Origin of the sequence: Arsenicibacter rosenii, from assembly GCF_001870735.1 — a bacterium.
Taxonomy (GTDB): Bacteria; Bacteroidota; Bacteroidia; order Cytophagales; family Spirosomataceae; genus Arsenicibacter; species Arsenicibacter rosenii.
Map to the genome: position 1 here is coordinate 101,757 of NZ_MORL01000006.1, position 23,756 is coordinate 125,512.

Annotated in this window: 20 protein-coding genes; 9 read left to right on the top strand and 11 right to left on the bottom strand. The window is 51.7% G+C overall.

Going from position 1 to position 23,756, the window contains the following annotated elements; translation table 11 throughout:
* Positions 1-5 precede the first annotated feature (5 nt).
* Positions 6-863: a prephenate dehydrogenase gene (locus BLX24_RS13410; protein ID WP_071503669.1), complete on the bottom strand. Its 858-nt coding sequence runs from the start codon at positions 861-863 to the stop codon at positions 6-8.
* The gene (locus tag BLX24_RS13415) at positions 860-2,017 is read right to left on the bottom strand and encodes a pyridoxal phosphate-dependent aminotransferase (RefSeq protein WP_071503670.1); all 1,158 of its coding nucleotides are present in this window, start codon (positions 2,015-2,017) and stop codon (positions 860-862) included. The genes BLX24_RS13410 and BLX24_RS13415 overlap by 4 nt, the downstream gene beginning before the upstream one ends.
* A 156-nt stretch (positions 2,018-2,173) precedes the next feature.
* On the opposite strand from BLX24_RS13415, the gene BLX24_RS13420 reads away from it, so the two are divergent.
* Positions 2,174-3,625, top strand: coding sequence for an APC family permease (locus BLX24_RS13420; protein ID WP_071503671.1), 1,452 nt, complete (start codon positions 2,174-2,176; stop codon positions 3,623-3,625).
* A gap of 662 nt (positions 3,626-4,287) precedes the next feature.
* A complete protein-coding gene (locus BLX24_RS13425) occupies positions 4,288-5,649 on the top strand; it encodes a M23 family metallopeptidase (protein WP_071503672.1) in 1,362 nt (453 codons plus the stop codon).
* Here BLX24_RS13425 and BLX24_RS13430 read toward each other — a convergent pair whose 3' ends face one another.
* The 3 genes from BLX24_RS13430 to BLX24_RS13440 form a co-directional block, all read right to left on the bottom strand.
* Complete coding sequence (locus BLX24_RS13430) at positions 5,650-6,387, bottom strand: PP2C family protein-serine/threonine phosphatase (RefSeq protein WP_071503673.1); 738 nt, start codon at positions 6,385-6,387, stop codon at positions 5,650-5,652.
* A gap of 77 nt (positions 6,388-6,464) precedes the next feature.
* Positions 6,465-6,716: a hypothetical protein gene (locus BLX24_RS13435; RefSeq protein ID WP_071503674.1), complete on the bottom strand. Its 252-nt coding sequence runs from the start codon at positions 6,714-6,716 to the stop codon at positions 6,465-6,467.
* A gap of 129 nt (positions 6,717-6,845) precedes the next feature.
* Complete coding sequence (locus BLX24_RS13440) at positions 6,846-7,415, bottom strand: DUF4136 domain-containing protein (RefSeq protein ID WP_071503675.1); 570 nt, start codon at positions 7,413-7,415, stop codon at positions 6,846-6,848.
* 248 nt (positions 7,416-7,663) lie between these two features.
* Between BLX24_RS13440 and BLX24_RS13445 the strand changes: the two genes are divergently transcribed.
* From BLX24_RS13445 to BLX24_RS13460, 4 genes are all read left to right on the top strand, one after another.
* The gene (locus BLX24_RS13445) at positions 7,664-8,302 is read left to right on the top strand and encodes a ribonuclease H1 domain-containing protein (protein WP_071503676.1); all 639 of its coding nucleotides are present in this window, start codon (positions 7,664-7,666) and stop codon (positions 8,300-8,302) included.
* Positions 8,303-8,592: 290 nt separating this feature from the next.
* Positions 8,593-10,392: an aspartate--tRNA ligase gene (gene aspS / locus BLX24_RS13450; RefSeq protein WP_071503677.1), complete on the top strand. Its 1,800-nt coding sequence runs from the start codon at positions 8,593-8,595 to the stop codon at positions 10,390-10,392.
* A gap of 86 nt (positions 10,393-10,478) precedes the next feature.
* Positions 10,479-11,009 (top strand): GNAT family N-acetyltransferase, encoded by a 531-nt coding sequence (locus tag BLX24_RS13455; RefSeq protein ID WP_071503678.1) that lies wholly within the window; start codon positions 10,479-10,481, stop codon positions 11,007-11,009.
* A gap of 92 nt (positions 11,010-11,101) precedes the next feature.
* Positions 11,102-11,683: an O-methyltransferase gene (locus BLX24_RS13460; protein ID WP_071503679.1), complete on the top strand. Its 582-nt coding sequence runs from the start codon at positions 11,102-11,104 to the stop codon at positions 11,681-11,683.
* Between the two features lie 54 nt (positions 11,684-11,737).
* On the opposite strand, the gene BLX24_RS13465 is transcribed toward BLX24_RS13460, so the two are convergent.
* A complete protein-coding gene (locus BLX24_RS13465) occupies positions 11,738-15,250 on the bottom strand; it encodes a putative Ig domain-containing protein (RefSeq protein WP_083421961.1) in 3,513 nt (1,170 codons plus the stop codon).
* Between the two features lie 133 nt (positions 15,251-15,383).
* On the opposite strand from BLX24_RS13465, the gene recO reads away from it, so the two are divergent.
* The 3 genes from recO to BLX24_RS13480 all read left to right on the top strand — a co-directional run bounded on the left by recO (position 15,384) and on the right by BLX24_RS13480 (position 17,759).
* Positions 15,384-16,076: a DNA repair protein RecO gene (recO, locus tag BLX24_RS13470; protein ID WP_071503681.1), complete on the top strand. Its 693-nt coding sequence runs from the start codon at positions 15,384-15,386 to the stop codon at positions 16,074-16,076.
* A gap of 90 nt (positions 16,077-16,166) precedes the next feature.
* Positions 16,167-16,982 carry a nucleoside triphosphate pyrophosphohydrolase gene (gene mazG, locus BLX24_RS13475; RefSeq protein ID WP_374755005.1) on the top strand — a complete coding sequence of 272 codons (816 nt, stop codon included), beginning with the start codon at positions 16,167-16,169 and terminating at the stop codon, positions 16,980-16,982.
* A gap of 33 nt (positions 16,983-17,015) precedes the next feature.
* Positions 17,016-17,759, top strand: coding sequence for a metallophosphoesterase (locus BLX24_RS13480; RefSeq protein WP_071503682.1), 744 nt, complete (start codon positions 17,016-17,018; stop codon positions 17,757-17,759).
* Between the two features lie 70 nt (positions 17,760-17,829).
* Here the strand turns inward: BLX24_RS13480 and guaB are convergent, their stop codons facing one another.
* The 5 genes from guaB to BLX24_RS13505 all read right to left on the bottom strand — a co-directional run bounded on the left by guaB (position 17,830) and on the right by BLX24_RS13505 (position 23,703).
* Positions 17,830-19,302 carry an IMP dehydrogenase gene (gene guaB, locus BLX24_RS13485; RefSeq protein ID WP_071503683.1) on the bottom strand — a complete coding sequence of 491 codons (1,473 nt, stop codon included), beginning with the start codon at positions 19,300-19,302 and terminating at the stop codon, positions 17,830-17,832.
* Between the two features lie 139 nt (positions 19,303-19,441).
* Complete coding sequence (locus BLX24_RS13490) at positions 19,442-20,602, bottom strand: endonuclease/exonuclease/phosphatase family protein (protein ID WP_071503684.1); 1,161 nt, start codon at positions 20,600-20,602, stop codon at positions 19,442-19,444.
* Positions 20,603-20,616: 14 nt separating this feature from the next.
* The gene (locus BLX24_RS13495) at positions 20,617-21,561 is read right to left on the bottom strand and encodes a DUF8428 domain-containing protein (protein WP_071503685.1); all 945 of its coding nucleotides are present in this window, start codon (positions 21,559-21,561) and stop codon (positions 20,617-20,619) included.
* A gap of 88 nt (positions 21,562-21,649) precedes the next feature.
* Entirely contained in the window at positions 21,650-23,020 is a 1,371-nt protein-coding gene (locus BLX24_RS13500; RefSeq protein ID WP_071503686.1) for a sensor histidine kinase, read from the bottom strand.
* Between the two features lie 2 nt (positions 23,021-23,022).
* Complete coding sequence (locus BLX24_RS13505) at positions 23,023-23,703, bottom strand: response regulator transcription factor (RefSeq protein WP_071503867.1); 681 nt, start codon at positions 23,701-23,703, stop codon at positions 23,023-23,025.
* Positions 23,704-23,756: the final 53 nt, after the last annotated feature.

The window sequence follows — 23,756 nt, forward strand, 5'->3', positions numbered from 1 at the left end:
AGGATTTATTTTTTCTCAATTCCTTCCAGCACCCGCCGGATGACGTTAGCCCGCTGCATATAATCCAGCGAACCGGCAATATCCTGATTGTCGATAATGGCTTTATACTGCTGTAGAAACTCAATGTAATCACCGAGGGCTTTTGATACATTTTGCCGGTTCTGATCGAAAATCGGTGCCCACATCTGCGGCGAGCTCTTTGCCAGACGTACGGTTGAGCTAAAACCCGTACTGGCCATCTCGAAAATCGTATTTTCGTCTTTTTCTTTCTCCAGAACCGTCAGGCCCAGCGCAAATGCACTCACGTGGCTCAGGTGCGAGACATAGGCCAGGTGCAGGTCGTGTTCTTTCGGGGTCATGTAGAAAATCTTCATCCCGATGTCGCGGAACAGCGCTTCGACCAGTTTAATGCTGTCGGGGGCACTTTTTTCGCGGTCGCAGATAATCAGGTTTTTGCCTGGTAACAGGTCGCGGAATGCGGCGCCCGGCCCCGAGTTTTCGGTGCCCGCCATCGGATGAGCAGCTACATACTGCGCGCGCTTCGGATGCTGATCGGCGGCATCGCAGATCAGTTCCTTGGTCGACCCCAGATCAGTCAGTGTAGCCCCTTCGGGCAGCAGATCGAGCAGCTTAGGGAGCATATCCGTGATGATATTTACCGGGGTGGCCAGCAATACCAGCGTGGATTTGGCAACGGCTTCTTCCAGTGGCAGGCACTCGTCAACAATGCCTTTGGCAATGGCCAGCTGGCCATGCACCGGCGAGGTGTCAACGCCGATGAAGTGCATTTTCGGGTATTTTTCGCGGACGGCCAGGGCAAACGATCCACCCAGTAAACCAATGCCTATGATCGAAACGTTCATACTTTCAGACGGTTAACGGCTTCCCAAATGCGTTCTTTGGGCATACAAAGCGAAATCCGGATGTACCGGTTGCCTTTGGGCCCGAAAATAAAGCCCGGTGCAATAAAAATGTGTTTCTGATACAGCAGATCATCGACCAGCTTTTCGGCCGACGGAACCGATTCCGGCAGTTTGGCCCAGATAAACATACCCTCCTGATCGGTGGCGTATGTACAGTGCAGCGCGTCCAGGAACGCATGCACGGCTTCCAGACGGCCGGCATACACCGCATTCCGTTCCGCGTGCCACTCGTCGGAGTTGCCCAGGGCTACGGCAGCAGCATCCATCATCGGTTTAAACATGCCCGAATCGACGTTGCTCTTGATGGTCAGCACGGCATCAATGTACGGTTTGTCGGCGGCTATCCAGCCGATCCGCCAACCCGCCATGTTGAACGACTTACTCATGGAGTTAAGTTCAATCGTTACTTCCCGCGCCCCGTCAACCGATAACAGGCTGATGGGAGCTTTCTGGTTCAGGACCAGACTATACGGGTTATCGTGGCAAAGCAGTACCTGATGGTCATGAGCAAACCGGACAAACCGCTCAAACAGTGTGCGCGAAGCCGGAGCGCCCGTAGGCATATGCGGGTAGTTGAGCCAGATGATTTTTGTCTTATCCGAAACGCGGGCCTCCAGGCTATCCCAGTCCGGTTGCCAGCCGCGTTGTTCGTCGAGCGGATATTCGTTAACAACGGCACCCACCATGCGGCTTACCGCGCGATAGGCAGGGTAACCTAGTTCGGGCACCAGCACTTCGTCGCCGTCGTTCAGAAACGTCATGGAAATGTGCGTGATCCCTTCTTTAGAGCCGATCAGGGGCAGGATTTCCGTTTCTGTCTCCAGGTCAACGCCATACGTATGTGCATAAAAACGGGCAATGGCCTGCCGTAAAGCGGGCGTTCCTTTATACGATTGATAGCCATGTGAGTCCGGACGATAGGCTGCATCAGCCAATGTCTGAAGGGTTTGCACTGACGGCATCATGTCAGGATTTCCAATGCCGATATTAATGACATCGTGGCCGGCGGCCAGGAGTTTGCGGACTTCGGCCAGTTTGACCGAGAAGTAGTATTCCTGCGTTTGTCCTGCGCGATGGGCAAGAGGGATAATCATGAAAACGAATGAATCAAATTAAGCAAATTGCACGTAAAAATTCCGCGTTGATGATGTATAACGAATTGGCAAAAGTACCACTTTTGTTGTTTCTTGCACTGATTAGTGCCCATAATCATTCCGTTCAACAAACATCTCCTATTACCGCAAGACATTATGACCCCGGCCTCTACCGACGAAAAGACCGATTTTAAACGCTCACTGGGTCTGCTCGACTCAACCCTGATTGTATCCGGCTCCATGATTGGGTCCGGTATTTTTATTGTCTCAGCCGACATGGCCCGTAACCTCGGTGCGTCCGGATGGCTGCTGCTTTTGTGGGTTTTAACCGGTATCATTACCGTAACGGCGGCGCTCAGCTACGGCGAACTGGCGGGGATGATGCCCAAGGCCGGCGGGCAGTACGTATACATCCAGCGGGCGTTCGGGCCTTTGTGGGGGTTTGTCTATGGCTGGACCGTTTTTATGGTTATTCAGACCGGAACGATTGCGGCGGTTGCGGTGGCCTTTGCCCGCTACACGGCGGTGTTTGTTCCGGCGTTTAATCCCCAGAACGTATTGTTTACCCTTGGGGCCATTAAGGTATCGCTGGGGCAGTTGTTTGCCATCAGTAGCCTGGTCTTGCTGACCTGGATCAACAGCCAGGGGATTCAGAGCGGCAAAATCATTCAGAACGTATTTACCTCGGCTAAACTGATTGCCCTGTTCGGGATTATCCTGTTGGGTATCGGGGTGGGTTTAGGCAAGGATACGTTGAGTGCCAACCTGCAGCATGCCTGGGAGGCCACCACCACATCGGCCGACGGGTCGGTGATGCCGCTGGCTGGCATGGCGCTGGTGCTGGCGTTCGGAACGTCGATGGTGGGGTCCTTGTTTTCGGCTGATGCCTGGAACAACGTGACATTTATTGCCGGCGAAATCAAGAATCCGCGCAAAAATATTCCGTTAGCCCTGTTTTTCGGTACGCTGATGGTCACCGTGATTTATACCCTGGCTAACGTCTCGTACTTGTCAATTCTGCCACTGAAGGGGTCACCGGTCGCTACAGACGTAATTGGCCGCGGGATTCAGTTTGCGGAGTTTGACCGGGTCGCTACGGCGGCGGCGCAGACCATTTTCGGGAATGTAGCGGTAGGCATTATGGCCGCCCTGATTATGGTCTCTACCTTTGGCTGCAATAACGGATTGATTCTGGCCGGAGCGCGGTTGTACTATGCCATGGCGCAGGATGGTCTGTTTCTGAAGCAAGCCTCGCACCTGAACCGCAATGCGGTTCCTGGCCGCGCCCTGTGGCTGCAATGCCTGTGGGCCTCGCTGCTTTGCTTATCGGGTACCTACGGCGATTTGCTGGATTACTGTACCTTTGCGTCGCTGGTGTTTTATATCGTGACCATTACGGGTATTTTTGTTCTCCGTCGTAAAGAACCCAATGCCGAGCGGCCCTACAAAGCTGTTGGGTACCCATTGGTGCCGGCTCTTTATATTGTTGCCGGTTTAACCATCTGCGGTATTCTGTTGTGGACAAAAACATTTAATACCGGTATGGGCTTACTGATCGCCGGATTAGGCATTCCGGTATATATCTGGACAAAGCGCAGTAATGCGTAAAAATAAATTTAACCCCTTAATGTGACTGGCACGGGGTTTGCGATTCTAAATAATACAATAGTACAAGTTACGGTGGGTAAAAAAAGAGCTGGCACATTGACCAGCTTATTTTTTTGCCTTTTTTTTAACAAATGCAATGCCCGTTTTGAGATAATAGCCTCAATATCAAATTTTTGTGTAATTGGTCTACATAAGAAAAGCCGTCTCTCAAAGACGGCTTTTTGTATATGGTTACGATGGATGAAAATCAAATACGGCAGATAAAAAAAGACACATTGGGGAGTTTTTTCCCCATATTGTAGAATTATGTGTACAAATCTACACAACTAATAGGAAATGTAATAGCAGTTAGAGATATTTTTTTTACTTTTCTTTGAAAAGATAAACTTGTATATATAATTATCTGATTTTTAGTTATTTATTAGGGTTATGTGTTATGTGAATAAGTACAGATATTCGTTTGTTGCAAAAAAAACATGTCTATAAAAGCCGGAAACATGCATACAAAAGAGCTGCTTAGCGCCCTCAGAACATAAATTCGGGGAACTGTGTACTTCTTTCCACACCTGCTTTTGTGGCTATAATACTCAATGTTTTTCAGGAACATTATCAACCATACGTATCTGTTTTGGTTTCGGTTTTATAAGCTTACTCAATGATGTATGAAAAACAGGAGCAGATATGTCTTATTACATAAACTGGTATCATTCGCGGTGCCGGGTGCAATTGTCTTGCTGCAGGCTTGTAACGGAGTCGGACCGGCCACAGGGTTATTCCGTAGTACGTCCCCACATGAACAATATGAACAATCGCTGAAATCAGCAAAGCTGGACCGGACAGCTTTGGGCATTGACTGGCTGGATGTTGCCCAACGGGCGCTGCGTGACTCGTTACAAATTTCGATTCCTTATCGGGAATCAGGGTATTTCGCGGCGGGAAGGCCCTTTGCGGTCGGCTACCGCCTCAATGCACAGCGAGGGGATAAACTCATTATCCGGGTTGATATCCAGGGGCAGAAAGAAGGACAGGTATTTATCGACGTCTTTGAACTGGATGACCGCGCTCCGGCGAATCGCCCGAATCTGGTCGTTTCGTCGAAGGCCGACACTAATCAACTGGAATGGGAGGTACGGCGGACGCGGATGCACCTGATCCGGATTCAGCCGGAGTTGTTGCGCAGTGGCCGGTATACGATTGCCATAAGCCGTGAGCCCCTGCTGAGCTTTCCGGTTCAGGGCCGAACCAGCCGGCAAATCAGCAGCTTTTTCGGCGCCTCCCGCGACGGCGGCCAGCGCCGGCACGAAGGGGTAGACATTTTTGCGCCGCGCGGCACCCCCGCCCTGGCCGTTACAGATGGTATTATCTCGCGGGTGGGTGTCAACGAACTGGGCGGGAATATTGTGTTTCTGTCGGATAACGCCCGGAATCAGCGGCTATACTATGCTCATCTCGACCGCTGGCATGTCACAGACGGGCAGCGCGTATCCACAGGGGATACGGTCGGGTTTGTCGGTAATACCGGCAATGCGCGTACTACAGGCCCACACCTTCATTTCGGTATTTATTCGGGTGGAGAAGGAGCGGTCGATCCGCTGCCGTTTATCCGGCTGGGGTCTGGCCCTGCCCGTCAGCCGTTACTGGCTGCAGGCCGGTTAGGTGACTCGGTCAGGGTAGCGGTAAACCAGGCCTTTCTGCGGAATGCACCCCATGGAGACGGGCTCATTGTCCGCAGCCTGCCTAAAACAGCGGCGCTGACTATTCTGGGCGGAACAGCAGACTGGCTCCGGGTAGCGTTGCCGGATGGAATCACTGGGTACCTGAGCAATAATGCGGTAGAAACGGCTGCCCGTAGCCTGCGGCAGCTAACACTGAACAAACCGACCGATCTGGTTGAATCCGCTGTTCCTTCGGCCGCCGTGGTAGACAGATTACCGGCCGGCGCTGTAGTGGATGTGTTGGGGGCATTTAACGGATACCAGCTTATCCGGCAGCGGAACCGGATGGTTGGCTGGATAAGGCTCTGATTAGCCCATATCGATCACCGCAACCGTGAGGTTGTCGTGGCGGCCACCCTGCGCAATGCCAATGTGGTTGATGTGTTCGGTAAGCTCATCGGCGATACGAGCCGGAATCTTGGGTTGAGTGAGCCGGGCCAGTAGTTCCGGTTCCGGCATAATGCCCGATACCCCGTCCGTACAGAGCACAAAGCGGTCGCCGGGTCGCCAGGTTGATTCATGCAGGTCAATATCGACTTCCGCATCCACGCCCAGGGCACGTAGAATGATATTGGATTCGGGGGAGAGGCGGGCTTCCTCTTCGGTCATCTGGCCCATTAATACCCGTTCAAAAACAGCTGAGTGATCAAACGTCCGGAATAAAATCTGTTGATTACGAAGATGATAAATCCGGCTGTCGCCGACATGGGCAATATAGACGGCCTCTTTGTTAACCAGCAGAACCGTCGCCGTAGTCCCCATACCGTGGAGGTGGGTTTTTAACCGGCTGATCTGAAAAATAGCCTGATTCGCGGTCTCGACGGCAGCCACAATGGCGAGTGCCGGTGTATCATGCGCACTGGTCTTCAGATCGCGTATGATCAGGTTCACGGCGGTCTCGGCCGCCCGTTTGCCACCGGCCGCTCCTCCCATGCCGTCGCACACGGTCACGACGAAACCATAGGGGGTCATACCGGAACCGTAACTGTCCTGGTTTTCCCTACGACCGCCGATATTCGTTTGTGCCGCAAACTGGTAGCTGAACATAGTCAGGCAAGCAAGTTACTTTAAGGTGGAAATAAGGCCTAAAATACAACTCGGAGGCGAAAAACAAATGGGTTCCTTTATTTATCCACCGAAAGCTTAGCCGATTCCGGCGGATTATTCCAGCCATCGCTGGTATCACGGGCGGGTTTATCCGGTAAGGGAAACAGTAACTGCTCCTGTAACCGTTGCAGGCTGTCCTGTTTTCGGGAGAGTTCAAACTGCAGACTCTTCACTTCGTCCTGATAGCGTTGTTCGCGCAAATAGCTGATCCATAGCAACCCCGCCAGACCCAGCAACAGCAAGCCTAATGCTGCAAGGAGTGAGTACATGAAGGGACGTTTGGTCGGTATTGCCATGAATAGTTGTTGATAATCAGCCTCAAAAAAACAAAACCTGAGACGAAATAAAAACCCCGGCTCGCCAGAGTCGGGGTTTTTATCAATTTTCCGGCTTAAAAGTTAGCGAGCAGCTCCGTAATCCTGTCCCGCGCTTTCAGGGAAGTTTTTCATTATGCTGGCTACGGTTTCCCGGAAAGCCGTATCGCGTTCGCGTTCTTTTTTGGTATTCAGCTGACCTTTTGCCCAGCCCTGCCAGATGATGTCATTCGTACGGGCATCATAGACATTAATGACAACGCGGTTCTCTTCGTAGTTACGGGTATATACCTGATTGTTTGGCATTCCCCAGCCCCAACCCCAGTAGGGACTCCATGTATTGTTTGACTGTACCTGCTGGCGGTCCCGTGAGTCGGTAAAGAACCGGACAACGAGGTCCGCTTCACCATCCTGCACCGGCTTATAGCCACGGCCTTTCAACGACTGGTCGAGCGCGTCGGCAATACGGCGCTGGTTCAGGTTGCTGCCCACAATCGGGTCGGCATTGCGTTGACGATCTGCTTCAATCCGGTATGTAGCGAACTGACGGACATTGACCTTCGGGTCGTAGTCGTATTGTACGGTGATGGCTGGAGAACAAGCCGCCATCATGCCCGCAATGAATAAACTGGAAATTATGGCTTTGACTTTCATTGTATCGGATCGCAAAAGCGACAGTATCTAGTGGTTAAATCAATCAAATAACGCTTAAAACCCAACTCATCGTATATGCTATCTGAATAACCTTTGCGGGGTGGGTTTGGTTCCTCAAAATTACAGCATCCGCAAGGGGAATGCAATGCTTTAACGTATTTTTAATTACCTGTAAATCAGTGAATTGTAAAGAAATTTTAATCCATTCTCAAGAGGCTGTATCTTTGCCGGATACCAAGTGACATGTTATGGCCAAAAAGCCTAAATTTTACGTTGTCTGGCGGGGCCGGCAAAGCGGTGTGTATGACAGCTGGGACGACTGCAGACAACAGGTAGAAGGATTTGACGGAGCGTTGTACAAATCGTTCGATTCGAAAGCCGTGGCGCAGAAAGCATTTTCTGAAAAACCGCACCTCCATATCGGTGCCGGTACAACAAAAGGGGCCGCGGCAGCTGCCAGCTTACCGGCTTTTGCCGGCAAGCCCATCGAAGACAGTATGGTCGTTGATGCGGCCTGGAATACAGCCTCCGGCGACATGGAGTACCAGGGCATCTATCTGGCCACCAAACAGTATATTTTCCGGATGGGACCCTATGCCGACGGGACTAACAACATCGGCGAGTTTCTGGCCATTGTTCACGCTCTGGCGTTGCTGCATCAGAAGAAAAGCAATATACCCGTATACTCCGATTCGAGAACGGCTATCAGCTGGGTCAAAAAAAAGAAGGCAAACACAAAGCTTGACCCGACGCCCCACAATGCGGTGTTGTTTGAGCTCATTGACCGCGCCGAGCGCTGGCTGGCTACCCATGCCTATGCCAATCCGGTCCTGAAGTGGGAAACCGATTACTGGGGCGAAAACCCGGCAGATTTCGGACGAAAATAACCCGCATAACGCAGTACATCGTGTTGATGGCCCCGGTCGACACCCACTGGTAGCCGAATTACAAATAATCACGTTGATCTGTTAATTTTTTGCGTTTTTTGAATTAAAACAAGCAAAAACGGTAAAAAACAACGACATATTTGGCATTTTGACAGGAAAGGTCTACAACTTACGTTTGCTTTTTTTGTACTTTTGCGCCCTAATTAACTGAGTGTGCGATTAAATGAGCCATTGCACTGTGCGTAAGTCAGTTAGTTGCTCATTTGTCGGTCACCCAATCATACTTCGCAATGCTCCGTACACATACCTGTGGCGAACTACGCCTTGAACACGTAAATACCGATGTAATTTTGACGGGTTGGGTTCAAACCATCCGCGATAAAGGAGGCGTTCTCTGGATTGACCTCCGCGACCGTTATGGCATTACGCAGCTTATTCTGGATGAGGGCGTGGCTAATACAACCGCTATTCCTTCGGCAGATTTGTTTTCGGTAGCCCGTTCACTAGGACGTGAATATGTGGTAAAAGCTACCGGAACGGTCATTGAGCGTAAATCCAAGAACCCGAATATCCAGACTGGTGATATCGAAATCCGGCTCAGTAACCTGGAGATACTGAACCCGGCAAAACTGCCGCCTTTCCTGATTGAAGATGAAACCGACGGCGGCGACGACCTGCGGATGAAATACCGTTACCTCGACCTGCGCCGGAACAGCGTCCGTAAAAACCTGGAACTACGCCATAAAATGGCGCAGCAAACCCGGACTTATATGGACGGACAAGGCTTCATTGAAGTCGAAACACCGGTACTGATTAAGTCTACGCCGGAAGGGGCCCGTGACTTTGTGGTGCCTAGCCGCATGAACCCGGGCGAGTTCTATGCCCTGCCCCAGTCGCCGCAGACGTTTAAGCAACTGCTGATGGTGTCGGGTTTTGACCGGTATTATCAGATTGTAAAATGCTTCCGTGATGAGGACTTACGGGCCGACCGTCAGCCGGAATTTACGCAGATCGACTGCGAAATGTCGTTCATTGAGCAGGAAGATATCCTGAACATGTTCGAAGGGCTGGTACGTCACCTGTTTAAAACGGTAAAAGGCATCGACATGGCCGAAGTACCACGGATGACGTATGCCGACGCGATGCGTTTCTATGGTTCCGACAAGCCGGACACCCGTTTCGGAATGCGTTTTGTGGAGCTGAAAGGCACGTTCGATACCGTTGACCTGACATCGGGCAAAAACTTCGCCGTGTTCGACAGCGCCGAACTGGTAGTGGGTATCAATGCCAAAGGGTGCGCCGGTTATACCCGGAAGCAGGTCGATGAACTGACCGAGTGGGTGAAACGCCCGCAGATTGGTGCCAAAGGCCTGATCTACGTTCGGTATAACGAAGATGGCAGCCTGAAATCATCAGTTGATAAATTCTATTCTGAAGAAGAGCTGAAGCACTGGGTAGCCCGCTTTAAGAGCGAAGGCGAAAACTTCGAGCCCGGTGACCTGATGCTGATTATTTCCGGAGAAACCGGCAAGGCCCGCAAACAACTGAACGAGCTGCGTCTGGAAATGGGTAGCCGCCTCGGCCTGCGCAAGGCAGATGAATTCAAGGCGCTGTGGGTACTTGATTTCCCGCTGCTGGAGTGGGGCGAAGAAGAGGGCCGCTGGTTTGCCATGCACCACCCGTTCACCTCGCCGAAGCCGGAAGATATTGCCCTGATCGACACTGATCCGGGTCAGGTACGGGCCAATGCCTACGATATGGTTATCAACGGAACCGAAGTCGGTGGGGGCTCAATCCGGATTTTCCAGCGCGATCTGCAGGCGCGGATGTTTGATCTGCTGGGCTTCTCGCCCGAAGAAGCAAAAGCACAGTTTGGCTTCCTGATGGATGCCTTTGAATTCGGAGCGCCGCCACACGGTGGTATCGCTTTTGGTTTCGACCGGCTGTGTTCGATCTTCGGCGGGGCTGATTCGATTCGTGACTTCATTGCGTTTCCGAAAAATAACTCGGGCCGCGATGTGATGATCGATTCGCCGTCGACAATTGCTGACAAGCAACTGGATGAACTGAAAATTAAGACCGTGGTCTAAACCGGTCCGGATACAAAAAAGGCAGGGCGGCTCACCGGATGGTGGGCCGTTTTTGTTTATTTCGCAGACTAACACTACCCGAAACCATGACCTTCCGAAACGCTGTTTCCGCCGACATTGATGCCATTGCCGGGCTACATAGCCGTAGCTGGCAGCAAACCTACCGGGGTATTTTCTCCGACGATTTTCTGGATAACCGTGTTCTTGCCGACCGGCTGGCCGTCTGGACAAGCCGGCTGGTGAACCCCAACGAAAATCAGTGGGTGCTGGTGGCCGGAGAAAAGGATAAGCTGCAGGGATTCATCTGTGTATATGGAAAGGATGATCCGGTCTACGGCAGCCTGGTCGACAATCTGCACGTGAGCGAAGAAGCGCGCGGAACAGGGCTAGGCAGAACGTTGCTTCAGCGCGCCGCGCAATGGATGTACGAAACGTATGGCACCCGCCATATGTATCTCTGGGTATATGCCGATAACATCCGGGCGCGGGAGGTATACCGGCATCTGGGCGGGCAGGAGGTAGAGCAGGTCATGCACGAAAACCTCGACGGAACCGTGAGTCCGGCCCTGCGCTGCTATTGGGACGACACAACGTCGTTGGCTGGCATTTTAAGCTGAAATAGGGCTACCGGTGATTTTTAACGTTACATTTGACGGCGGCGTGACGACTTCACGCCCGTTAACGTATTTAGTTGATCAGTATGTCAGGAATGAACGAAACCGACATCCGGGATGTCCCGGCAATTATTGCCGCGATTGATGCACAATCGCAGGCGATAGGCTTTAATCAAAAGTCAGATGATTTATCGGGAGCACTGCTACAGGTGCTGGCGGCCTGTAAGCCGGGTGGTCGGTTTCTGGAACTGGGCACGGGTGCAGGCCGGGCCACCGCCTGGCTGTTGCAGGGAATGAGTGCGGATGCGGACCTGATTTCGGTGGAGTTTGATGCCGGCCTGATTGGTATTGCCCGTACCTTGCTGGGGCACGACTCGCGGCTGACGTTACTGGAAGAGCGGGGTGAGGCGGTATTAACCCGGCTGGAACCGTCGGCGTTTGATATGGTTTTTGCGGACACCTGGCCGGGAAAATACAATCATCTGGAAGAAGCGCTTCAACTGGTAAAAACCGGTGGTTTTTATGTGATTGACGATATGCTGCCACAGCCCAACTGGCCGGAAGGCCATGCGCAGAAGGTACAGAACCTGATCGAAACGCTCGAAAACGATCTGCGCTTTAAACGCCTTAAAATGAACTGGGCGTCGGGTGTAATCATCCTGGTACGTGTGGCGTAAATACATTCTGAAACAGAAAAGCCAGGCAATCTGCCTGGCTTTTCTGTTTCAGAACTATTGTCCTTTAATGATTTTGACCGTTTTAACCTGCTGTTGGTTTCGGGCCCGAAGCAGATAAAGCCCGGCAGGTTTCGTCAGCCGTAGCGTGACCGGTTCGTCGTCTGACGGATTATTAACCAGCAGCTCCGTCAACGTTTGCCCTTGCAGATCGAGCAGCTCAACGGTGAGCGGCAATCCGGCCGATCCGGCAATACGCGCCGAAACGGCGGGCTGCGTCGTCGGGTTTTCCAGCACCCGTATCGTCAGACCGGTTGATGGTTCTATGACGGCCTCCCTGGCCGAACCGCAGGCCTGACGGAAGTTGAAGGTCCGGCTAACGATGTTGCCATCTTGCTGGGCATTTAAGATAACATAGTTGTTGTTCGGGTCAGCGACGACCGCTGCTTCAATCGTCTGAACCGGATTCGTTGTCCAGCCGGTCACGCCGACAGCCATGTACTTAATGGTGGTACCTGTGCCTCCGGTTGTGCGGAAAGTTAGCTGTCTGGTACTGCAATTATAAAGCGGATCAATAAGGGTAAATACCGATGGAGCCGATGACACTACCGAAATGACAAATGAAATATTGGCAGACAAACCGTATGGGTCATAGGCTGTAATGCTGACATTGTAGTTGGCGGTATACATTGGCGTACCACTAATAATCCGCGTCTGGAAATTAAAAGATAGCCCGTACGGCATGCCGACCACTAAATAATACAAAGACTGATCATCAATAAATGCCGGTACCGTATAGCTGAATGCCTGGCCGACCAGTGCGGTCAGGTTAGGTACAGCCGGGGCAACCGGTAGCTGGTTCTGACCATTAGCAATGCAGTATTGCCGGATATTAAATTCAGCATTCGTTACGATATTGCTCTGTCGGGCTCTGATCAATATGGTATTGGAGTTAGGATCGTTCCGGACACCGGCTTCAACTACCTGATTCGGGTTGGTTGTCCAGCCGGTTACGCCAATGGCCATGTATTCAATGGTTGTCCCGTCACCGCCGGCCGTATTGAACTTAATGGCACCGGTCTGACAATTATAAGTTGGGGCAATTACCGAAAGAGACGGTGGGGTGTAGGCAAACACGGTCAGATTGAACAGGGCCCTGGTACTTAACCCGTCTGCGTCTGTTGCAACGATTGTGACAGATGAGACGCCTGTAGCGGATGGAACGCCGCTGATTAGCCTGGTATTCAGAGAAATGCCGTTTGGCAAGCCCAGAGCCTGATAGGTAACGGGTTGTGAATCGGTGAATTCAGGGAAAAGATACGTAAAAAACTGGCCAAGTGTAGCGCTCTGGTTAGTGAGTGTCGGGGCAACAGGGCCGGAGTTGGGGGTTTTGTCTTTACAATACGTCCGGATGTCGAACGTCCGGCTCAGGCTAGTATTACCCTGACGGGCGAAGATAACCAGCGGAGCAAGGTTAGGGTCATTGACTAAACCGGCATCCAGCGTAAATGTTGTTGCGGTTGTCCAGTTTGTAACACCAACCGACATAAACTGAACCGGTTCCGTATTACCCCCGGTATACTGAAAAACGAATTGCCGGGTAAGGCAGTTGTAGGAAGGCTCAAGCAACACCAGTGGCCCTTGCGGAATAACGGATAATGTAAAAACAACGCTGGTTGACAGATTGGCCGTATTCGTGGCTGTAACAGTAACCGAAGACGTACCGACTATTGCCGGCGTACCGGAAATCACCCGCGTGGTTGCATTATAGGTCAGCCCTGCCGGTAACCCGGCCATACTGTAAGTAAGCGGATAGGTGTCAGTAAACGACGGAATGGTTTTGGCGAACGGAAAACCAACCGTAAGTGTCTGGCTGCTGATACCACCGGCGGGGGCAGTCGGTGCCGGAACAGAGGCGGCAAAGACTTTCGTGAACCGGATCGGATACGGTTGTCCGACATTGACTGTAAACGTAATGGTAAGCGAGCTGGCAACGCCTGTAGCGACCAGACTGGCGGTATTGCCGGTGCCTGCACTTACGGAGATGGAGTTGGCCGGGGAAACCGACCATGAAACAATACTGTTATCATTGACATTGAGTGCAAAGGTGCCGGTTCCGGTAAATGCCGAAGGGCCGCTTACGGCGGCTTTGACACTGTTAGTGGTCTGGGCTCCGCTGCCAAGCGGATCCAGCCAGTCTGCTAAACGGGACTCAACGGCGCCCCCCCCTGCCCACGAGGTATAAAGCCTGCCATAATAATCGGCAAGCAGGGAAGACGGCGCCCCACAATACGATGGCCCGCCGTGTAATTGCCCGATAATACGTTTGTTTGCATCAAAAAGCGGAGACCCGGAGGAGCCGCCTTCCGTTACGCCCAGACTTCCCCACGGTACTGTCAGGTGATCATTACCAGTCGTATTGCCATAGCCGGAAATCTGGGTATCGGCACTGGCGAATGAAATCTTTTTGACATCTCCCTGTGGATGGTGAATGGAAAACGCATTACTGGTGTTGGCATTGGCTTTATTCCAGCCCAGATAAGTGGTATTTACATCGGTCGGAATCTGCTGATAAATTTCCATCAGTGCGAAGTCTGACTGATTGTAGGCCGCCCGCAGTGCGCTTCCATTCAGTGTCACAACTTCATTATCTTCCTGGGAAGGGTTACAGGTGGGGCTCTGATAGTTGAAACGGATCAGCCAGTTCTGTGCCTGACCGATTTCGGCACTGTTAAGGGTCCCGTCATTGTAGCCCGTTCGTACCCCATTGACATACGTCCCGATATCAATGCAGTGGAACGCCGTCAGCATAAAAGACCGGAAGCTTTGACGGGTTGTATTGACCATAGAGCCGGTACAGAGACGGGTGGCCTGATCAAGAAGGATCATGACAACACCATCGCCTTCGTTTTGCAGATTGGGGTAGCAGGTCATGTTCAGCTCACAGGAAGCGGAACTGCCGAATACCTTGTCCATGCTTTTATCCGGGAAAAGATTCCGATAGCCATGGACAACGCCGGACAGATGCAAATCGCTGCTTTCGGCTGCCGACAGCGGTTCCCGCAGTTCAATAATCAACTGCGAACCGGCGATGATATCGGTCCAGTACTGGTTATTGGCCGGATTCTGCGCACTGGTAATCGGGCCGATGACCATTGTTTGGCCCGGATTGTAGATGTACAGGCTGGCTCCGTCGATCAGGTGAAAGCGGTCGAACAGCAGGTTGAGCGAATACGCTCCCTCTGAATAGATTTGATAGGAATAGAGCCGGTTGCCGCCGCTTTCAGAACGCTGCCCTTCGGTCGTAATGGTTACGTCGGCGTCCCGTTTAGTCCCGAATCGGAAAGGAACCCCCATTTTTGTGGCAGCTTCATCTTCGGCCATAAGCTGATCCACCGCAATGGCTGGTAATACCAGCATCGGACTTCCCTGATTGCCGCCGATTCCTGACTTGTCGAAGGAAATTCCGGAAGCCGAGCGGCGGGTTAATACCTGAGCGTTCAGGCTGGCGGGTATGACCAGCAACGCTGTGGTAATCAATAAGAAATAGTTACGTAGTCGATTAATCATGCACCTCAGTCAACAAAAATATCTACGAAATTACGCCTTTTTTTTGAGGCTTTTGTGTTAAATAAGAAAAGGAACTGCTTATTGATTACAGATGAAAACATGGCTTTAAATCTGTATACGCTGACATTCGATTATGTTACATAAAACACGGGGGATTGCTTTAAGCTATATACGTTATCGGGAGACGTCGATCATTGCCAGGGTTTATACCGAGGCGTTTGGTCTTCAGAGTTACGTGGTCAATAATGTACGTTCGGCCAAAAGCAAAACCAATAAGATTGCCTTGTTTCAGCCGATGACCTTACTGGACATGGTTGTTTATTACAAAGACGACCGCGACCTGAACCGGCTCTCGGAAATTAAGACGCTGCATCCCCTGCAAAGTATCCCGTTTGATATCGCAAAATCCGGCATTGCCCTTTTTTTGACCGAAATGCTGACGAAAAGCCTGAAGGAAGAGTCGGGAAACCCGATGCTTTTTCAGTTTTTGCTGGAGTCAATTCTTTTGCTGGAACATCTGGAAACGGGTTATGAAAACTTTCACCTTGCGTTTCTGGCAAAACTGTCGGCTTATCTGGGTTTCGGCGCCGAAAATGCCCGTGAGTTTGAACAGCAGCTCCGCGAACATTCCTACCCGTTTCTACCCAATGCCGAAACCGAACTGGCGCTGAACACCTTACTCCGCCGTCCGGTTGGTACCGCTGTCCGGCTGTCGCGCGCTGATCGCCTGAATCTGCTGGAAGCTCTGGTGGCCTATTACCGTATCCATGTGGATGCTATGGGCGAGATTAAGTCGCTGGCGGTATTACACGAAGTCATGAGCTGACGGAGATTTTTGTAAGATATTGGCATAAAGTAGCTATTCGCGATAGCTTTTGGCTAATTTTGCAGGCCTTATTTCATACGAAACAACCTGATGATGAACGCTCCTTTTGAAGCCATGCCATCCCGCCGGCAGGAACAGTTGCTCGCCTTTGATCGTCTGCTGACAATCATGGACGAACTGCGTGAACAATGCCCGTGGGATAAAAAGCAGACCATGGCCAGCCTCCGTCACCTGACAATCGAAGAAACCTACGAACTGTCAGATGCCATTCTGGACAATGATCTGCCCGAAATCCGGAAGGAACTGGGCGATATTTTGCTGCATATAGTTTTTTATGCCCGCATCGCGTCGGAAACCGATACGTTTGATATAGCCGATGTTCTGAACGGAATCTGTGAAAAACTGATTTCGCGCCATCCGCATATCTACGGGGATGTCAAAGCGGATACCGAAGAACAGGTAAAGCAGAACTGGGAGCAGCTGAAGCTGAAGGAAGGCAATAAATCAGTGTTGTCGGGTGTGCCGGGTTCGCTGCCTGCGCTGGTGAAAGCCATGCGGATTCAGGAAAAAGCACGCGGTGCCGGGTTCGACTGGGAAGAGAAAGAACAGGTCTGGGAAAAAGTAGAGGAGGAGCTTCAGGAGTTTAAGGCAGAGTTTAACGTATCAGCCGGGCAGGCCATCGATAAGGAAAAGGCAGAGGGTGAGTTTGGCGACCTGTTGTTTTCGCTTGTTAACTATGCCCGCTTTATCGACATCAATCCGGAAACGGCGCTGGAACAGACCAATAAAAAGTTTATCCGGCGTTTTCAGTACCTGGAAGAACAGGCAAAGCTTGCCGGTAAGGCCCTGAAAGACATGACCCTTGCGGAAATGGATGTGTACTGGGAAGAAGCAAAACGAAAATAAACAGCCTGACACTACCTCACTGATTACACGACCATGCGAATTGCCTTTCTAACTGATCTGCACATTGCCGGTGCCGGTGAAACACCTTACGGCGTTGATGTGCGCCGGAACTTCCTGAATGCGCTGGCCTACGTTAAAGATCTTCATCCGAATGTGCTCGTACTCGGCGGCGACATTTGTTATAACGTTGGCGACGAAGCCATCTATCAATGGGTAAACGAGCAGATCACGGATATGCCCTTTCCCGTGTATGTGATTCCCGGTAACCACGACGATACGGTAATGCTGTGCGAGCATATGCGGTTTAAACACCACCTGCAGAACGGCGAGTTGTATTATGCTTTACCGCTCGAGGGCTATCCGGGATTATTTCTGGATACGTCGAAAGGCGAAATGTCAGAAACGCAATGGAACTGGTTCAAAGAGCATTTAGAGGCACTGCGGGATAGTAACGTGCTGGTATTCATGCATCATCCGCCGGTAAGGGCGCACGTTGAATTCATGGATGCCAAATACCCCTTCCGGCAGTCGGAGCGTTTTCTGGAGCTGATTAAGGACTTACCCTGCCACGTAACGGCACTATGCGGGCACTATCATGTTGAGAAATGGGTGCAGCGGGGAAACCTGACCGTACTGGTTACGCCATCGCTGTATTTCCAGATGAAACAAAACACAGAAGAGATCGTGATTGACCATTACCGGCCTGCTATCCGGGAATTTGTCTTTGATTCAGACGGTCTGTACAGCACCGTACATTACCTGGAATCGGGGAAATAAACCGTGCAGTCTGCGATATACAAAACGCCGCCGGAGCACAGGCTCCGGCGGCGTTTTGTATATCGGGACATTAGCGGGCCGAATAATTCGGCGCTTCTTTCTGAATCTGTATGTCGTGCGGGTGGCTTTCGCGGACACCGGCCGACGTGATCTTAACAAATTTAGCCTCCTGCAGCGCAGGAACAGACGCCGCACCGCAGTAGCCCATACCGGCTTTCAGACCACCTACCAACTGGTAGATGATTTCGGAGACACGGCCTTTGAACGGAACGCGACCTACGATACCTTCCGGCACCAGCTTTTTGATATCGTCTTCGGCATCCTGGAAATACCGGTCTTTCGAGCCCTCTTCCATGGCCTCAACCGAGCCCATACCGCGGTAGGTTTTAAAACGGCGGCCTTCATAGAGGACCACTTCGCCCGGTGCTTCTTCTGTACCGGCCAGCAGAGAGCCTACCATGACCGTACTGGCACCACCGGCAATGGCTTTGGTGATGTCGCCGGAGAACCGGATACCACCATCAGCAATCACCGGAACGTCTGTGCCCTGAAGTGCCTTCGCCGCTTCGTAAACGGCTGTCAGCTGCGGCATACCGATACCGGCAATAATCCGTGTAGTACAGATACTGCCCGGACCAACCCCAACTTTAACGGCATCGGCACCGGCGTCGGCAAGGGCTTTGGCCCCTTCGCCAGTGGCTACGTTACCGGCAATGACGTTCAGCGTCGGGAACGTAGCTTTGATGTTCCGGACGGCGTCCAGTACACCCTTCGAGTGACCATGGGCCGTATCAACGCTGATCACGTCGACACCGGCTTTTACGAGGGCTTCGATCCGGCGGATCAGGTCAGGCGTTACCCCGACGGCAGCGCCTACGCGTAACCGGCCGAGTTCGTCCTTGCAGGCGTTCGGATAGTTTTTCTTTTTCAGAATATCCTTATACGTAATCAGTCCGACCAGATGATGCTGGTCGTCAACGATAGGCAGTTTTTCAATTTTAAACTGTTGCAGAATACTTTCGGCCTCATCGAGGGTCAGGCCGATACGGGCCGTAATGAGGTTTTGGCTGGTCATGATATCCGTAACCGGCCGCGACAGTTCTGTCTGGAAACGGAGGTCACGGTTAGTCAGGATACCGATCAGTTTGTTGGAAGCGTCTACAACCGGAATGCCGCCGATTTTAAAGTCACGCATGATGCGGTGCGCGTCGGCCAGCGTGGCTCCTTCGGTAAGCGTAACGGGGTCAATGATCATCCCACTCTCGTACCGCTTCACTTTCCGGACTTGTTCGGCCTGGGCCTCCACCGACATATTCTTGTGGATAATCCCGATACCACCCGTTTGCGCCATAGCAATGGCCAGCTCATACTCGGTCACCGTGTCCATTGCCGCCGAAATAAGCGGAATGTTCAGCCGGATGTGGCGGGTAAGTTGCGTGTCGGTTTTTGTATCGCGGGGAAGAACCTCCGAATAGGCAGGCAGGAGCAGTACGTCGTCGTAGGTGAGAGCCTCGTAGAGAAACTTGGCGGAGTCTAAGCTCATGGCAAATAACTGGTTGTCTTATTTGCCAGGCAAAGCTACGAAAAATCCCTGAATCCCGGTGTGGTTCACAAAATATTAATATATATAAGCCTCAAAAACATGGTTATGTACAACAAAACCGTTCTTAAAACCGGTTTTATCATCGGCTGGCTACGTAAGCCGACGGATGTGTTACCGATTTTTTAAGCACGTACTGCGCCATGACGGGGAAGTGATCTGATACGGTAATATCCGAAATGGTCTGGCAGGATGTTACATACCAGTCGGCGCTGAAAAACTGCTGATCGATCCGGACGCAGTAGGGATGGCGGTTGAGGGTGAAGCCCATGCCTTTGCCGGCAACTTCAAAAGCGTTGCTGAAACGTTTGCTCAGCTGCCCGTACGAATAGCTGAACGGGGTTTCGTTGAAATCGCCGCAAATGATAACCGGATACCGGCTGCCGGCTACAAAGGCTTCAACCTCCTGAATCTGTTCGTCGCGTTTCTCAAAGCCTTCCCGGAGGCGGTCAAATGTATCATAAAGCGCCTCAGCGGCGGCCATCATCTTTCCGTCGCTGAGGGCCTCAAAAACGGTGTTGACCCGGACACCCATCGACCAGAGGTGCACGTTGACCACCCGGACGGTATCCCGGCCATAGACAATGTCAGCGCAGAGGTACCCGTTGATATTCGGACCTCCGGCGCGGTTCCAGATCCGGCCGTACTGATTAATAATCGGGTATTGCGAAAAGAGCGCCAGCCCGACTTCCCGGTTATTGTCAAAACAAGTCAGTTTCGCCATCTGGTCGGCATATTGCTGCTCGATCCGGCGGTTAGGGGTATATTCCTGAAAACAGGCGATATCGGCTTTCAGTGCCTTGAGCGTGGCCGCCGATGTGTGGTCGTCGCCAAACGATTCGCTGTTGAAACTGAGTACGTTCAGTTTTTTGGCTGACGTCAGTTCCTGCGCGGGTGTACCCAGCCCGCCAATTAAACGTTTGACCACGGGCAAGCTGCAAAGTACCCAGATAAGGCCCGCCGTTGCGATGATATGCTGGCCTTTACGCCACAGATACAGACAGGTAATGAAGCCGGCAATAATGGCCACCGGGAGTGTCATCATGACAAAGCCGGTCAGCCAATGGCCGACAATAGGGGAGTAGCAGAACGCCATCGTCAGAAACAGATAACCCAGCATGGCATAGGCTTTCGGGAACTGACGGTATTGATTTAGTATGAGTTTTCCGGCCCGGATGGCATAAGCTACCAGCATGTGATACTGTTCACTGAGGGCAGGGCGGGGTGTCTGTGTGGCTTTCATAGGCTGGCTCCTGTTTATTTGACCTCGAAGCTACCAGTGCCGATCCGGAAGCCTTCGGCGTATAGTTCGATGGTGTACTTGCCTGATTTATAGCTTGTGTCCTTACGGTACAGGACATCGACCTTCTGGTCATTGTTTTCGTAGTAAACGGGTTGGCGGATGCTGTAGCCGATTTCACGGCCTTCGTAGAAAAGGACACCGCCGACACCGGTTTCGCTTAATACGGCTCCGTTGCTGTCCATGATCCGGACAAAAATATCTTTCGTGTTCTGGGCAGTTAACGGGTTGGCCGGCAAGGTAAAGGAGATTTTCAGGCGATCGATGCGCGACGCTTTATAACTGCCGCCGCTGCGTTCGCGGCCCCCCGACGAAACGGCGGCAACCTGCACCTCTACCGCTTTCAGGGCTGACCCTAAATTGACTTTACGCTTCAGGTCATCGTTCTGGGCTGAGTAGCTGGCAACGGTTTGGCTGAGCGCTTCTTTCTCGGTTTTGAGTCCCGCGTTTTCATTGATAACGTGCTGCTTTTCGGCTTCCAGTTCTTTCGCACGACTCAACAGCGTTCCGTTTTCAGCCCGGAGCTGCCGTATATCATCGTCTTTGGTCGTCAGGTAGTTTTCGTATTCCCTGATTTTGAACTGATAATTCTGGGCGGAGAAACTGAAATCGTATTTTAATTTCTTTTTATCGTTTTCGAGCTGCTGGCGGATCTTGCGTAGCTCCGTTACATTACCACCCAACTGCCGGACCTGTGTGATTTTGGTATCCAGCTCACGGGCGATGGAATCAAGCTTTGCTTCGGTCTCCGCCAGTTGTTCTACTTTGTTGGTGAGCGATTTCTGGAGTTCAAGTGTTTCATTCTGAGCGCCTAAGTATAAATAGCCCATCAGCGTAAAAATGCCGATAAGCACCCCGATGGTTATTTTAAAGATAATCTGGTGGTTAGTAGTCGCCTGCATATTCATGTTTCTCCTATCGAGTTACAAATGAACTGACAGAAACTTAAGCACGACTTAAACTGACTTTAAAATTACCTTAAAATGGCCTTTAATGCCGGAAAAGAAGCGTAAAGCGGGTGCCTTCTTCTGTAGAGTCTACCGAAATTGCTCCCTTATGCAGGTCTACAATCTGAGCCACAATGGCTAAGCCAACGCCATGACCCTTAGTGGCTTGTGCGGTTGCATCGCTCCGGTAAAAGGGTTGAAAAATGTGAGGCAGGTCACGCTGCGGAATCGGATTGCCGCGATTGAATACGGATACGGTAAGTCCGCCGGCATTAGCTGAAAAGTGTATTCTGGCCGTTTTATCGGTCGAAAATTTACAGGCGTTATCCAGCAGGTTCATGAAAAGAACCTTAAGTGCGGCTTCGTTACCATGGATTAACAGCTCATCTTCATTATCCGGGAATTCATCAAAATGGAGGTCTATCTGATACTCATTACGCCATTTCCGGACCTGTGCCTTGGCTTCCCACAGCAGTTCATCGAGCCGGATCGCGGCAAAAGGCAGTTGCCTGCCATCGGCAACGGTATTGGCCAGTGCCAGCAGGGTATTGGTCAGCTGCGTTAACGAACGCGTGTCGTCCTGCAACAGGCGCAGACTATTTTCATAGACTTCGGGCGTTCGCTTCTGCATCAGCGTTACGTCGATCTGTGCGTAAAGGCGTGCGAGTGGGTTTTTCAACTCGTGCGATACGTTGGCGATAAACATTTTCTGGGTCAGAAGGGCCTGTTCAATGCGGTCGAGTAACTGGTTGAATGTGGCGACCAGCACCCCGATCTCGTCGGATTTATTGGGGTGATCTACCCGTTTTCCGACATTGGCCGGAAAAATGGTTTTTACCTGCTGCACAATACCTGACATCGGTGCCAGAGCGCGGCCGGCAAAGAACCAGCCGGAAATACTGAGCAACAAAATCCCGGCCAGGACCATGACAATCAGAATCTTACGCAAGTCTTCGAGGGCCTCGCGTCCGTTCTGGTCAATGCCGCTGACAATCACCCAGCTATTGCCTTTGCTGTTCGACAGGTACAGGCCCAGAATCTGATAGTCGCCGAAATGAATATAGGCCGTTTGGGCTGCTTTCCGGAGGCGCGGGATAAACTGCTCGTGGAAGGTGGCATTGGCCGGATTGGTCGTAAACACCACTTTGTTCAGTTGTTCGCTGTAGACCGAAATGTTTTCATTGATAAGCGGTTCCTTGTTCGACAGGTCGACGAGCCGCATGACCGTGGTATCGGCCGTCTGCAAATCAAACAGGAGCGTGGTGGTCGTAATGGCGCGGTCCTGTAGCCGTTTAAAAAAGCGTTTCTGGAGGTATAGCTTACTGAAAAAATAGACGCCCAATGAGAAAAACAGCAGAATACCCGTTACCAGCACAACAAACTGATAGGTGAGGCGAGTGCGGATGTTAATCATGGTTATGCGTTGAGTTTTAAGACATACCCCATGCCGATCTGTGTGTGCAACAGCTTGGTATCGAAATCTTTGTCGATTTTTTTGCGCAGAAAGTTAATGTATACTTCGATCACGTTGGTACCTGTATCGAAGGTTATATCCCATAGCTTTTCGGCCAGTTCGACTTTGGACAGCACCCGTCCCTGATGGCGCATAAAATACTCAAGCAACGAGAATTCTTTGGCCGTCAGTGTAATGTCTTTACCGGCCCGAACCACGGTTTTGGTGTCTAAATTCAGTTCCAGATCGGCGAACCGCAGCGTATTGGCCTGCTGAACCAGTCCGCCCGAACGCCGGGTCAGCGCCCGGACGCGGGCCATCAGTTCTCTGAACTCAAAAGGCTTCACCAGGTAGTCGTCGGCACCGGCGTCGAGTCCGGTGATTTTGTCGTCGGTAGTACCCAGGGCCGTCAGCAGCAGAATAGGGGTATCGATATGAGCCTCACGGAGTTTCCGGCAGAGTTCCAGCCCGTTGATGCCCGGCAGAATAATGTCAGAGATAATCAGGGCATAGGGCGACCGCGTGGCCAGCTGAAAGCCAATGGTGCCGTCATACGCAATGTCGACCTCCCATTGATGCTCCTCCAAACCCTGCCGGATGAGCTGCACCATGCGCACTTCATCTTCAATGACCAGTATTTTCATCAGCAACGGCAGTTTGTGCGCTGTCAACCGGTTAGCTATGAAGCACTAAAGCC